This window comes from Microvirgula aerodenitrificans DSM 15089 (assembly GCF_000620105.1).
Taxonomy (GTDB): domain Bacteria; phylum Pseudomonadota; class Gammaproteobacteria; order Burkholderiales; family Aquaspirillaceae; genus Microvirgula; species Microvirgula aerodenitrificans.
Genome location: NZ_JHVK01000019.1, coordinates 54,262 through 66,297 on the forward strand (window position 1 = coordinate 54,262; position 12,036 = coordinate 66,297).

12 protein-coding genes are annotated in these 12,036 nt (G+C 67.1%); 2 read left to right on the top strand and 10 right to left on the bottom strand.

Translation table 11 applies throughout. The features are described from left to right. Positions 1 to 3 precede the first annotated feature (3 nt). On the bottom strand, positions 4 to 639 hold the full coding sequence (locus tag Q352_RS0114575; RefSeq protein ID WP_028499979.1) for a histidine phosphatase family protein: 636 nt from the start codon (positions 637 to 639) through the stop codon (positions 4 to 6). A gap of 122 nt (positions 640 to 761) precedes the next feature. On the opposite strand from Q352_RS0114575, the gene Q352_RS21330 reads away from it, so the two are divergent. Then, positions 762 to 2,228: an exonuclease domain-containing protein gene (locus tag Q352_RS21330; protein WP_084300228.1), complete on the top strand. Its 1,467-nt coding sequence runs from the start codon at positions 762 to 764 to the stop codon at positions 2,226 to 2,228. Here the strand turns inward: Q352_RS21330 and Q352_RS0114585 are convergent. Further along, complete coding sequence (locus Q352_RS0114585) at positions 2,156 to 2,494, bottom strand: putative zinc-binding protein (protein ID WP_276324998.1); 339 nt, start codon at positions 2,492 to 2,494, stop codon at positions 2,156 to 2,158. The genes Q352_RS21330 and Q352_RS0114585 overlap by 73 nt on opposite strands. A 162-nt stretch (positions 2,495 to 2,656) precedes the next feature. Between Q352_RS0114585 and Q352_RS0114590 the strand changes: the two genes are divergently transcribed. Continuing rightward, complete coding sequence (locus tag Q352_RS0114590; RefSeq protein WP_036386502.1) at positions 2,657 to 3,382, top strand: uracil-DNA glycosylase family protein; 726 nt, start codon at positions 2,657 to 2,659, stop codon at positions 3,380 to 3,382. Here Q352_RS0114590 and aroC read toward each other — a convergent pair. The 8 genes from aroC to selA form a co-directional block, all read right to left on the bottom strand. Then, a complete protein-coding gene (aroC, locus tag Q352_RS0114595) occupies positions 3,379 to 4,479 on the bottom strand; it encodes a chorismate synthase (RefSeq protein ID WP_028499982.1) in 1,101 nt (366 codons plus the stop codon). The genes Q352_RS0114590 and aroC overlap by 4 nt on opposite strands. A 56-nt stretch (positions 4,480 to 4,535) precedes the next feature. Further along, the gene (locus tag Q352_RS0114600; RefSeq protein WP_051528990.1) at positions 4,536 to 5,174 is read right to left on the bottom strand and encodes a 2OG-Fe(II) oxygenase; all 639 of its coding nucleotides are present in this window, start codon (positions 5,172 to 5,174) and stop codon (positions 4,536 to 4,538) included. A gap of 80 nt (positions 5,175 to 5,254) precedes the next feature. Beyond that, positions 5,255 to 5,623: a hypothetical protein gene (locus Q352_RS0114605; protein ID WP_028499984.1), complete on the bottom strand. Its 369-nt coding sequence runs from the start codon at positions 5,621 to 5,623 to the stop codon at positions 5,255 to 5,257. A gap of 168 nt (positions 5,624 to 5,791) precedes the next feature. Then, positions 5,792 to 6,496 (bottom strand): lytic transglycosylase domain-containing protein, encoded by a 705-nt coding sequence (locus tag Q352_RS21335; RefSeq protein WP_107888662.1) that lies wholly within the window; start codon positions 6,494 to 6,496, stop codon positions 5,792 to 5,794. Positions 6,497 to 6,529: 33 nt separating this feature from the next. Further along, complete coding sequence (locus Q352_RS0114615) at positions 6,530 to 7,315, bottom strand: hydroxypyruvate isomerase family protein (protein ID WP_028499985.1); 786 nt, start codon at positions 7,313 to 7,315, stop codon at positions 6,530 to 6,532. After that, complete coding sequence (locus tag Q352_RS0114620; protein ID WP_028499986.1) at positions 7,315 to 8,190, bottom strand: NAD(P)-dependent oxidoreductase; 876 nt, start codon at positions 8,188 to 8,190, stop codon at positions 7,315 to 7,317. Before Q352_RS0114620 ends, Q352_RS0114615 begins: the two co-directional genes overlap by 1 nt. Before the next feature lie 58 nt (positions 8,191 to 8,248). Continuing rightward, positions 8,249 to 10,144, bottom strand: a complete 1,896-nt coding sequence (gene selB / locus Q352_RS0114625) for a selenocysteine-specific translation elongation factor (RefSeq protein WP_028499987.1) — start codon at positions 10,142 to 10,144, stop codon at positions 8,249 to 8,251. Positions 10,145 to 10,157: 13 nt separating this feature from the next. Beyond that, complete coding sequence (selA, locus tag Q352_RS0114630) at positions 10,158 to 11,576, bottom strand: L-seryl-tRNA(Sec) selenium transferase (RefSeq protein WP_028499988.1); 1,419 nt, start codon at positions 11,574 to 11,576, stop codon at positions 10,158 to 10,160. Between the last annotated feature and the right edge of the window lie 460 nt (positions 11,577 to 12,036).

Sequence of the window (12,036 nt, forward strand, 5' to 3'; positions counted from 1 at the left end):
CGCTCAGAGAATCTCGTCGCGCGCCTGCTCGAGGTGCGGGCGCTCGGCCCAGCCGAGCAGCCGCCAGCCGCCCGGGTGGCGTTCGATGCGGTAGATGGCGGCGTTCGGGATCGGGAAGTCGCGCGGCAGGGCCAGCGGGGTGGAGGTAGCCAGCCGGTAGATGACTTCCAGCACGCCGCCGTGGGTCACCAGCAGCAGCGACTGGCCGTGGTGCTGGCTGGCCAGCGTTTCCAGCCGGGTGTGGATGCGGGCGGCGAAGTCGGCCAGCGATTCGCCGCCGGGTGGCACCCAGTCCAGCGCACGGCCGCGATAGCGCTGCCACAGTTCGGGGTGCTCGTGTTCGGCATCGGCCGGGCGCAGGCCCTGCAGCGCGCCAAAGTGGCGCTCGCGCAGTGCCGGGTCGGGGGTGACCGGCAGCGCCAGCCGTTCGGCCAGCGGTGCCGCCGTGTCCAGTGCGCGGCCGAGATCGCTGGAGTACAGCGCGTCAAACGCTTCGTCGCCCAGTGCGGCGGCGGTCAGCTGCGCCTGGGCGCGGCCGGTGTCGTTGAGGGGGATGTCCAGGTGCCCCTGCAGGCGATGGTCGACATTCCATGCCGTCTCGCCGTGGCGCACAAAAGTCAGTCTGGTTGAATTCAGCATGGGGGGAATGGTAGCAAGCCGTGGCGTCGCTGTCGGTTAGAATAGCGATCCATTACTTCATTCCGGCGGACTCTCCGCTCGCTGCGCGTTCGCTTTTTTCCGAATCCATCCGTCTGTTCCCCGTGCTAGATCGTCCCTTAGTCATTGTCGACCTCGAAACCACCGGCGGCCACATCACCCGTGACCGGATCACCGAAATCGGCCTGATCGCCGTCGACGGCGAGCGGGTGGAACGCTGGTCGTCGCTGGTCAATCCCGGCCAGCCCATTCCGCCGTTCATCGAGCAGATCACCGGCATCTCCGACCGCATGGTGGCCGATGCGCCGCCGTTCGCCGCCCTGGCGGACGAGGTACTCGAACGCCTGTCCGGTCGCCTGTTCATCGCGCACAACGCCCGTTTCGACTACGGCTTCCTGAAAAATGAATTCAGGCGGGTCGGTCTGCGCTTTCATGCCGACCAGCTGTGCACGGTCAAGCTGTCGCGTGCGCTGTACCCGCAGCATTTCAAGCACAACCTCGACAGCCTGATCGCCCGTTTCGGCATCGATGTGCCACCCGGCATGCGTCACCGTGCGCTGGGCGATGCCGAGGCGGTGCGGGTGTTCCTCGAGGCGGCCGGGCGCGAGCTTGGCCGCGACGTGGTGCTGGCCGCCACGCATGCCCAGGCCCTGTCGCCGGACCTGCCGCCCGGCATCGATCCCGATGTGGCCGATGCCTTGCCGGACGTGCCTGGTGCCTACCTGTTCCACGCCGACGATGACACGCTGCTGTATGTCGGCAAGAGTGCGAACCTGCGCAGCGGGGTGCTGGCGCATTTTGCCGCGTCTCGCGGCAAGGGGCGGATGCCGCGCTTCAACCGGCCGGTGGCCCGTATCGACTGGCACGAAGCGGTTGGCGAATTTGGCGCGCAATTGCTGCAGATCCGGCTGATCCGGCAGCGGGCACCGCTGCACAATGTGCATCACGCCGGCGGGCTGGTGTCGTTCCGGCTCGATACGGTCGATGGCGGTTTTCTGCGACCGGTGCCGGTCAGCAGCGATGACGTGGATTTTTCCCGGACCGAATCGCTGTACGGGGTGTTCCGTTCTTCCCGTGAAGCCAGCCGGGCACTGGTGCAGCTGGCCGATGCCTATCAGCTGTGTCAGGCACGGCTTGGCCTGGAGACGCTGCGTGCCGGCCGGCCGTGCGGGGGATACGGACAGGGGCGCTGCAAGGGCACCTGCCTCGGCCGCGAGCCGGCACTGCACTACAACGCCCGCCTGCTGAAGGCGCTGGGCAAGCTGAAGCTGAAAAGCTGGCCGTATCCGGGGGCGATCGACGTGATCGAGGCCGATCCGGTCAGCGGCGACAGCATCGCGCACCGTTTCGACCACTGGCGCCTGCTCGGCAGCTTCCGCCCGGGCGAAGCCGTACCGGTACTGGCCGCGCCTTTCGATGCCGAAATCTACAAGCTGCTGCTGGCGCTGTTCCGCAAGGTGCCGGCGGAGACGCGGATCGTTGCGGTGGAGGAGACGGCTCAGTCGTCGCCGGTCGTGCCTGGTGGCGGGGCTGCTGTCAGTGCGACCGCTTCATCGACCAGACGCGGATAGAGACGGTCCGCTTCGGCCGGGTCGAAGTCATGATGTTTGCGCTTGACCACGCCGAAGTCGGACAGTGTCAGGTGGCGGTCGGCGCTGACGCCAGCCTGTGACAGGCAGCCGCTGACGCAGTGCAGCGGACAGCCATCCAGTGCCAGGATCGTCCGGCCGGAGCGGGCGATGCGCAGCAGGGTGGGAACATTGCCGCCGACGCCGGCGATGCACGACATCTCGGCCAGACCGTCGCGGGTCAGGCGCAGGGCGAAGTGATTGGCCATTTGCGCTGCGCTGGAACAGCCGGAACAGGCGTAAACCAATGGGGGTCGGGGTGGGGGCGTTGTCATGCCTTTCAGCTTAGGCGGCGTTTGCCGCCGGCGGATATCACCCAAACGGACAGGGCGGCATCGTTCATTCGGACGAGGCGCGGCATACTGGTCGCCATGGACAGCATCGAACAGCAACTTGCCGCCGCCGTGCGGCTGCGCGAACGGGTTGACGCCATGCGCTTCCCGCCCCCGGTCACCCAGGTCTACGATCCGCTCGACTATGCGTGGGCGCCGTTTGCCGCCTATGTGCGCCGCTACGGTGGCGGGCGCAAGCGCGTGCTGTTTCTCGGCATGAACCCGGGACCCTGGGGCATGACCCAGACCGGCGTGCCGTTCGGCGAGGTCGGCATGGTACGCGACTGGCTCGGCATCGAGGCCGCGGTGCTGCGCCCGGCCGAGGTGTCGCCACTGCGACCGGTCGACGGCTTTGCCTGCCCGCGTTCGGAGGTCAGTGGCCGGCGGCTGTGGGGCGGATTCGCCAGCCGTTTCGGTCGGGCCGAAAATTTCTTTGCCGATCACTTCGTGGTCAACTATTGCCCGCTGCTGTTCAGCGTCGGGGCGCGAAACCTGACCCCGGACAAGCTGGCCAGCGCCGAGAGGGGGCCGTTATTCCAGGCCTGCGACACACACCTGTGCGCCGTGGTCGACGCGACCGGGCCGGACTGGGTCGTGGGCGTCGGGCGTTTTGCCGCCGGCCGGGCGCGTCAGGCGCTGGCCGGGCGCGCGTTGCGCATCGGCGAGATCCTGCACCCGAGCCCGGCCAGCCCGGCTGCGAACCGGGGCTGGTTCGCAGCGGCCGAGCGGCAGCTGGTCGGGCAGGGAATCTGGACTGGCGACTAAGCGATATGACCGGGGATGCGCGGGGTCTCCACCCGCACATCGCCGCACTGGGCGCGATGGCGCAGCGCGTGGTCGATCAGCACCAGCGCCAGCATGGCCTCGGCAATCGGCGTGGCGCGGATGCCGACGCACGGATCGTGGCGACCGTGGGTTTCCATGTCGACCGGATGGCCGGCCTTGTCGATCGAGCGGCGCGGCTGGGCAATGCTGGAGGTCGGCTTGATGGCGATGCTGACCTCGATGTCCTGGCCGGTCGAGATGCCGCCGAGAATGCCGCCGGCGTAGTTGCTGGCAAAACCGTCCGGTGTCAGCTCGTCACCATGCACGCTGCCGCGCTGGGTAACCGAATCGAAGCCGGCGCCGATCTCCACGCCCTTGACGGCATTGATGCCCATCATGGCATGGGCGATATCGGCGTCGAGGCGGTCAAAGACCGGCTCGCCCCAGCCGACCGGCACGTTCTCCGCCACCACCCGCAGTCGTGCGCCTACCGAATCCAGTGATTTGCGGATGCTGTCCATATAGGTTTCCAGAGCCGGAACCACGCTGTTGTCGGCCGCAAAGAACGGGTTCTGGCCGACTTCGTCCCAGCTGCGGAACGGAATGTGATGTTCGCCGATCTGCGTCATGTGGCCACGGATCACGATGCCGTAGCGTTCATGCAGCCACTTTCTGGCAATGGCACCGGCGGCGACGCGCACGGCGGTTTCACGCGCCGAGCTGCGGCCACCACCACGCGGGTCGCGGATGCCGTACTTGTGCCAGTAGGTGTAGTCGGCGTGACCGGGGCGGAAGGTGTCGGCGATATTGCCGTAATCCTTGCTGCGCTGGTCCTGGTTGCGGATCAGCAGCGCGATCGGGGTGCCGGTGGTGCGGCCCTCGAAGACGCCGGACAGGATTTCCACCGTGTCCGGCTCGCGGCGCTGGGTCACATGGCGGCTGGTGCCGGGCTTGCGGCGGTCCAGCTCGATCTGGATGTCGGCCTCGGTCAGCGCCAGTCCGGGCGGACAGCCGTCGACCACGCAACCGATCGCCGGTCCGTGCGATTCGCCGAACGAGGTAACGGTGAACAAGAGGCCGAAGCTGTTACCCGACATGGTGCGTTCCCGTAAGCGTGCAATATGGAAGGCGTCGAGTTTAGCACGGCTCCCGCTCAGACCGGCCGGCGGCGAAACCAGCCGGTGACGCTGAGCCGCGTGCGCCGGGCCGGCTCCACGGCATGCCAGTAGCGGTCGGACAGGAACACTGCCAGCGTGCCGCCTGCCGGCCGGATATGGATCGGTTCGAGGTCCGGGCCGCCGGCCCAGAAGCGCAGGTGGCCGCCGTCGTCGTCCTGCCAGTCGGGGGGATTGAGGTACAGCACCACGGTCAGCGTGCGCAGGTCGTCGTCGCGGAAGCGGTCGAGGTGGCGTTCGTAGGCACTGCCGGGCGGATAGACCGCCAGGTGGCTTTCGAGATCGAACAGGCCAAGGTACAGCGCGCGATTGATGGCCTCGCGCAACTGGTCCATCTGCTCGCGGTAGTGGTCGAGAACGGGGTGGGGCGGGGCGTCGTCAATCCACAGCACCTGATCGGAGCGGATGCCCTCGCGGATCGCCAGGCCGCTGGCGCGGCCGACGCCGGCGCGGTGGAAATGGCCGTCGGCATGGACGGCAAGGGTGTGGGCGGCCAGGGCCGCAGTGTCGTCGGCAGACAGAAAACCGGGCCAGAGGGCCCAGCCGTTGTCGGCGACGCTGTCGATGCATTGGGTAAGACTCGTCACGCGGGGCGTGGCGAGCGCGAGCGGCTCCATGGGCGTGTCACTCCTCGTACGGCGATTTCAGCGGAAAGGCGGAGTGATAACACGAGACGGGGCGCCGCGTGCGAATTGCTTCAGCGCGCGCCGAGACGCAGCCGGTAACTGACCGATTCGCCGCGCTCGGCGGCGGTACGGTAGACGAACACCCGGATCATGTATTTGCCGTCGGTCGGCAGCTTGCCCCACCAGTCACGGGTCTCGGACACGCTCATGGCCTGGTGCTCCGGCTCCCACAGCAGGAAGTAGGCATTCGGCGAGCCGGACAGCGTGATGCGCACGGGCTGGCCGGCCTTGCCGGTGAATACATAGTCGCGGACCTGGTGGCCGCCGAGTTTGCCGCTGACGCTGGCATGGCCCTTCAGCGGGACGGGATCGGAAGAAAACGCCAGCGATGGCGCGAAAAGCAGGCTGGCGAGCAGAACGGTACGCGCAAGAACGGACATGGAGGACTGTAGTGGTGGAGAGGTCAGCCGACATTACGGTACGGCGGCGCCGTTCCGTCAAGGGCGCCGGGCATGGCTGACAAAAAAGCCGCCCGGCGTGCCAATGTCATCGGCGGCGCCGGGCGGGTCTTGAATGGCCGGCCGTGGCGGCGGATCGCCGCCAGGCCGCTAGCCGTTGAAGGCGGCTTTTTCCAGGCGGGGCGCAGGTGCTGCCGCCCCGTTGTCGTCCATGCTGGCTGCCGCGTAGGTGGCCAGCACCTTGGCGACGTATTGCCGGGTTTCCGCATACGGCGGGACGGCGTTGTAGCGTTTGACGGCCCCTTCGCCGGCGTTGTACGCGGCGATGACCAGGGTCAGGCGGTTGTCGAACATCTTCAGCAGATAGGAGATGTATCGGGCGCCGGCTTCGAGGTTCTGCCTCGGGTCCATCGGCTGCTCCGAGCCGAAGCGGCGTGCCGTGGAACGGGTGACCTGCATCAGGCCGTGCGCGCCGCGATTGGACAGTGCCTTGGGGTTGTAACCGGACTCCACGCTGATGATCGCGTGCAGCAGGTCGGGGTTGAGTTTGTAACGGGCGGCGACTTCCTCGACCATGTCGCGGTAGCGCTCGACCCGCGCCGGGCTCGGCGTGACCGGTCTGGCCGGCTTGATGTTGTACGGGTGGGTAATCCGGTTGACCGGGCGCGTGGCGCTCAGGGTCTGGCCGGGCGGAATGTACTGGTAACGTTCGTCGATTTTTTGGCTGGATACATGGACACGCCCTGTGTCATCGACATAGCCGTACATGGCGGCTTGCGAAGGCAAGGTCACTAGCAGAAAGCTAGCTAATGTCAGGGCTCTCAAAGTATGACAAATTAATCTCTTGAAAATCATGGGGTTGGATTCTAGTGGCGAAAACCGGATCGGTCAACCCGATGAATTTCCTGATGAAATCCATTCAAATGCCATGAAATTTTCATCATGCATTTTGAATTCCGCCGCGGTGATGCCCCGGTAGCCCAGCTGGTCAAGGGTGGTGAAAAGGGCCGGGAAGTCCAGCGTACCGGTGCCGGGCGCGCCCCGGCCGGGGACATCGGCGAACTGGATGTGGTCGATATGCTGAATGTGTTTTTTCACCAGCTTAAGCGGGCAGAAATCTTGTTTCGCCATATGGTAGACATCGAACTGCACCCCGAAATTCGCCTCATTGACTTGCTGTTTCAGCATCAGCATGTCGTCGACGGTGTTGATCAGGTAGCCCGGCATGTCGTACGGATTGATCGCTTCGCAGGTCACGGTCACCCCGAGTGGCGCCAGGGCGCGGCAGACCCGCACCAGGCTGGCGACCAGCGTGTCCAGCGCCTGTTCGCGGCGGATGCCGGCCGCCAGACGGCCGGCCAGCACGTTGACGAAACGCACGCCCAGTCCGGCTATATAAGGTTGTGCCACGGTCAGCGCGGCATCGATTTCCGCCTCGCGTCCCGGCACGCCGGCGATGCCGTCGCCACCGTTCATCAGATCGCCGGCCGGCAGGTTGATCAGCACGACCGCCACCCGGGCGGCATCGCGTGCGGCCAGCAGTTCGTCCAGTGGCACTTCATACGGAAACTGGATCTCCACCGTGTCGAAACCGGCCGCGCGGGCGGCAGCAAAGCGGGCCGTCAGCGGGCGGTCGGTGAACAGCATGGACAGGTTGGCGGCGAAATGCGGCATCAGTGCTGGCTCCGGTACAGGTCGATCACGGTGGACAGGTCGGACTGGGCCTGACCGGCTTCGGCGTGGCGGCGCATCAGCGCCAGCGCCTGGCCGGCCAGTGGCGCCGGGCTGTGACAGGACGCGGCCAGCGCCATGGCATTGCCCAGGTCTTTTTCCAGTGTCGCCACTTTCCACTGCACCGGTTCATGGGTGTGGCTGGCCATGCGCGGGGCAAGGATCTGCAGCGGTTTTGAATCGGCAAAGCCGCCGGCCAGCGCCGGCGCCAGCCGGGCCGGATCGACGCCGGCGCGCTCGGCCAGCGCGACCGCCTCGGCGATCAGCAAACTGTTGGCAGCAACGATCAACTGGTTGCAGACCTTGGTGACCTGGCCGGCGCCGACTTCTCCCATGCGGGTCACGCGTGCCGCCAGCGGGGCGAAGACCGGCGCCAGCCGTTCGATGGCCGCCGCATTGCCGCCAGCCATGATCGCCAGCGTGCCGTGCTCGGCGCCGCCGGTGCCGCCGGAGACCGGCGCATCGATCCAGCTGGCGCCGGTCTGCTGCTGCAGGCGTGCGGCAAAGTCGCGGGTGGCATCCGGGGCAATGCTGGAGAAATCGACCAGCAGGGTGCCGGCGGCGATGCCGGCGGCCACGCCACTGGCGCCGAAAACCACGGCCTTAACGGCCGCCGTGTCCGATACGCACAGCAGAACGGCATCGGCGCCTTGCGCGGCTGCCGCCGGGTCAGCGGCCAGGCGTGCGCCGCGCGCGACCAGCGCGGCTGTTTTGGTCTGATCCCGGTTCCATACGGTCAGGGCAAAACCGGCGTCGAGCAGCCGGGATGCCATGCGCTGGCCCATCAGGCCCAGTCCGATAAAGGCGAGTGTTTTCATGCAGGCTCTCCTGTTGGCAATGCGGAAGGTGGCGGTGACGTCGCTCGCGGCCGGCGGATCAGAACAGCCGCGTGTCGCGCAGCCGGTGGGCGTCGCCCTGGCGGCGCAGGAAGCCGCTGCGGTCGAAGAACTCCAGAATCTGGATCGCCAGCTTGCGGCCGACACCGATGGCGTCGCGGAAGCTGGCCGCGTCGACCTGACCCTGTTCTCCGGCCAGTTCGCTGGCGATGGCGGCCAGCCGCTCGATGGTCTGGCTCGGGTAGTAGCGGTCGGGGACGATGGCGGTGACATGACCGAGCCGGGCGGCTTTCTTCATCAGCAGGCGCACGCCGGCCTCGTCGAGACCGGCATCACCGGCCAGGTCGCGCACCCAGCGCGGTTCCCAGCCGTCGCCAAGCCATGGCTGCAGCCTTGCCCAGTCTGCCGCCTCGCGGGCATCGAAACTGAGCACATGGCCGGGCAAGTGCAGGAAGCCGCGGCTCATCTGCAGCCGGCCGTCGGCCAGCAGGTCGTCGAACAGCGCATCGGCGGCAGCGTCGGTCTCGGTCGGCACCGCCAGCCGGCGCAGCCGGCCGCGTCCGGCGCCCAGCTGGTCCGGCTGGGCGTCATGCAGGGCCTGCAAGCGGCTCAGGACCCGTTCCTGCAGCGCCTGCCAGTGGGCCGGCGAATAGGCGTTGCCGGTGTTGTCGCGGCCGGTGACTTTCAGCCCGGCCAGGGCAGGCAGGGTCGCGAGCTGTCGCGCATCGAGCTGGCGCGCCCAGGCAAAGTCGGTCAGCGACACGGCGCCGGTCTGTGCCCGGCAGCGCAGGGTATCGTTGTCGTCGTGAATGACTTGCACCAGTTCGCGCAGCGCAGCCAGCCGGGCCGGGGTGCGCTTGCCGCGCGACGGCGGGGCCAGTTCGATGACGGTGGCGCCGGCCAGGGTCTGGCGGGCGCTGGCGTCGCGCAGGATCAGCCGGTCGTTGTCGGCCAGATGCAGTGGCGTGTCGAGCGCCAGTTCGGCCAGCGCCGATTCGCCGCGGGGCAGGGCGATGCGGTCCAGCAGCGCAATGCGGCCGGTCACGTGGCTGGCCGCATGATGGACATGCACTGTCTGCCAGTGCGCCAGCGGCGTGGCGAGATCAAGCGATGCATCCAGGCGGAGGGTGACCCGGTCGGTGGCGGCGGGCGGTGCGGCGGCCAGCAGCCAGTCGCCGCGTGAAATATCGGTTTTTTCGACATCACCGGCCAGGTTGACCGCCACGCGCTGGCCGGCATGGGCACTGTCGGTTGCCCGGTTCTGTGCATGCAGGCTGCGTACCCGCAGCGGCCGGTTGCGACCGGTCAGCCAGACGGTGTCGCCGACGGCGACCCGCCCGGAGAAAGCGGTGCCGGTCACTACCAGCCCGCTGCCGGTCAGGGTGAAGGCGCGGTCGATGGCGTGACGGAAACGTCGCGTTTCCCGCGCCGACTGGCTGGCCGGCAGGCCGACCAGATGGTCGCGCAGTGCGTCGATGCCGCTGCCGTCCAGGCTGGCGACGGTGAACAGCGGGCTGTCGGCCAGCCGTGTCGGCGCCAGCAGGGCGCGGACTTCCGCTGCGACTTCGGCGTGGCGGGCGTCGTTGACCAGATCACGCTTGCTCAGCACCACGCTGGCCCGGGTCAGACCGAGCAGATGCAGGATGGCCAGGTGTTCGCGTGTCTGCGGCATTACGCCGTCATCGCAGGCGACGATCAGCAGCGCATAGTCGATGCCGGCGACACCGGCCAGCATATTGGTCAGGAATTTTTCATGACCGGGCACATCGATAAAGCCCAGTGAGCGGCCATCGGCCAGCGGCAGATAGGCGTAGCCGAGGTCGATGGTCATTCCGCGCTTTTTTTCTTCCGGCAGACGGTCGGCATCGGTGCCGGTCAGGGCGCGGACAAGGGCGGTCTTGCCGTGGTCGACATGTCCGGCAGTGGCGATGATCATGGGGCGGGTCCGGTCAGTGGGCGGGCGCGGCGGACAGTGCGGCGAGGTTGGCGCAGAAGCCGGCCTCGTCGTCCAGCAGCCGCAGGTCGAGGCAGAGCTTGCCGGCCGACAGCCGGCCGATCACTGGCGAGGGCAGCTCGCGCAGGCGCTGGGCAAAGGCTTCCAGCGTCTTGCCGCGACCATCGCGCGGTTCGATGCAGATCGCCCAGCTCGGCAACCGGTCCACCGGCAGCGAGCCGCTGCCGATCTGCGACAGGCAGGCCTGATCGTCTACCCGGAATGCCTCGCCCGCAGCCAGGGTCAGGGCCGGCAGCAGGCGGCCGGCCACGGCGCGGATCTCGGTCTGGGCCCGGGTCAGGTAGCGCAGTGTGGGCAGGGTATCCGGCAGCCGGTCGGGCTCCAGATACAGGCGCAACGTGGCTTCCAGTGCTGCCAGCGACAGTTTGTCGCAACGCAGTGCCCGCTTCAGCGGGTGCTTCTGGATGCGTGCAATCCAGTCGCGGCGGCCGATGATCAGGCCGGCCTGCGGACCGCCGAGCAGCTTGTCGCCGGAGAAGGTCACGACGTCGATGCCGGCGGCGATCATCTGCTGCGGCATCGGCTCTGCCGGCAGCCCGTGGCGGGACAGGTCGATCAGGGCGCCGCTGCCGAGGTCGGTCGCCAGCGGCAGGCCGTGTTCGCGTGCCAGCGGCGCCAGTTCGGACTCGCTGACACTGGCGGTAAAACCCTCGATCGCATAATTGCTGGTATGGACCTTCATCAGCAGCGCGGTATCAGCACTGATGGCATCGCGGTAGTCGCGCAGATGGGTGCGGTTGGTGGCGCCGACCTCGACCAGCCGGCAGCCGGCCTGGCGCATCACGTCGGGCATGCGGAACGCCCCGCCGATCTCGACCAGTTCGCCGCGCGACACGATCACTTCGCGGCCGGCCGCCAGCGTGGCCAGCGTGATCAGTACCGCTGCCGCGTTGTTGTTGACCACGCACGCGGCTTCCGCGCCGGTAATCGACGCCAGCAGTTCGCTGATGGCGCTGTCGCGGTGGCCGCGACCGGCGCCGTCCAGGTCGTATTCCAGCGTGACGGCATGGCGCATGGCACGGGTGACTGCCTCGACAGCGGCTTCCGCCTGCACGGCGCGACCGAGATTGGTATGCAGCACGGTGCCGGTCAGGTTGTAGACCGGGCGCAGTGCCAGCCGCTGCCGGTCGGCGCAGTCGGCGGCGATGCGTCGCGCCAGCGCACCGGCGTCGCTGGCCCAGGCGGGCAGCACGGCGTGGTCGCGGATATGCGCGCGCGCCCCGTCCAGCACCTGACGTGCGGCGGCGACCACGGCATCACGGCCATGCCGGGCCAGCGGCAGATTCAGACCGGCGTGGTTCAGCAGGGCATCAATGCCGGGAAGGCGGGCGAACAGGGCGCGGAGGTCAGGCATGCGGTGCAGGCGGGCGGGTCGCTGAGAGCGTTATTGTAGCAGTCGTGCCATCGGGAAGCCCATTCGTCGGCTGTCTATCGCGCAACAGGCATAGTCTTCTATAAAAGGGTTTATATACCCGTGGTTTGAAAATAATTTAATTTAAAAAATAAAACCGCATGGTTTTATATTTCCGTCCCGGTGTTTTATGAATTTTTACTGAAGACATAAAAAATAAAGCGTTGATGGCATTCAGAAGTGCAGACCTGCTGTTGTACATGTGAGTCCTGAATACAGCGTAGTACGAGCCTCTCTCCCCGATAAACTCCCTTGTCGCATTCAGAGTATGGCCATGGTCTGGATGCCTGGAGTGCAGTGTCATGTTTTCCGATTCTTCCTCCATCACCATTTCTCTCCCCTCGCTGCCCACCATCCACGACGCCCTTCCCGGCCCCGGTGACGGCAGCGGGCCCACCCTCTC

Excerpts from the sequence above, each read along its gene's own strand:
- Q352_RS0114575 (WP_028499979.1), bottom strand. The coding sequence starts at position 639 with ATGCTGAATTCAACCAGACTGACTTTTGTGCGCCACGGCGAGACGGCA.
- Q352_RS0114585 (WP_276324998.1), bottom strand. The coding sequence starts at position 2,494 with ATGGCCAATCACTTCGCCCTGCGCCTGACCCGCGACGGTCTGGCCGAG.
- Q352_RS0114590 (WP_036386502.1), top strand. The coding sequence starts at position 2,657 with ATGGACAGCATCGAACAGCAACTTGCCGCCGCCGTGCGGCTGCGCGAA.
- aroC (WP_028499982.1), bottom strand. The coding sequence starts at position 4,479 with ATGTCGGGTAACAGCTTCGGCCTCTTGTTCACCGTTACCTCGTTCGGC.
- Q352_RS0114600 (WP_051528990.1), bottom strand. The coding sequence starts at position 5,174 with ATGGAGCCGCTCGCGCTCGCCACGCCCCGCGTGACGAGTCTTACCCAA.
- Q352_RS0114605 (WP_028499984.1), bottom strand. The coding sequence starts at position 5,623 with ATGTCCGTTCTTGCGCGTACCGTTCTGCTCGCCAGCCTGCTTTTCGCG.
- Q352_RS21335 (WP_107888662.1), bottom strand. The coding sequence starts at position 6,496 with ATGATTTTCAAGAGATTAATTTGTCATACTTTGAGAGCCCTGACATTA.
- Q352_RS0114615 (WP_028499985.1), bottom strand. The coding sequence starts at position 7,315 with ATGCCGCATTTCGCCGCCAACCTGTCCATGCTGTTCACCGACCGCCCG.
- Q352_RS0114620 (WP_028499986.1), bottom strand. The coding sequence starts at position 8,190 with ATGAAAACACTCGCCTTTATCGGACTGGGCCTGATGGGCCAGCGCATG.
- selB (WP_028499987.1), bottom strand. The coding sequence starts at position 10,144 with ATGATCATCGCCACTGCCGGACATGTCGACCACGGCAAGACCGCCCTT.
- selA (WP_028499988.1), bottom strand. The coding sequence starts at position 11,576 with ATGCCTGACCTCCGCGCCCTGTTCGCCCGCCTTCCCGGCATTGATGCC.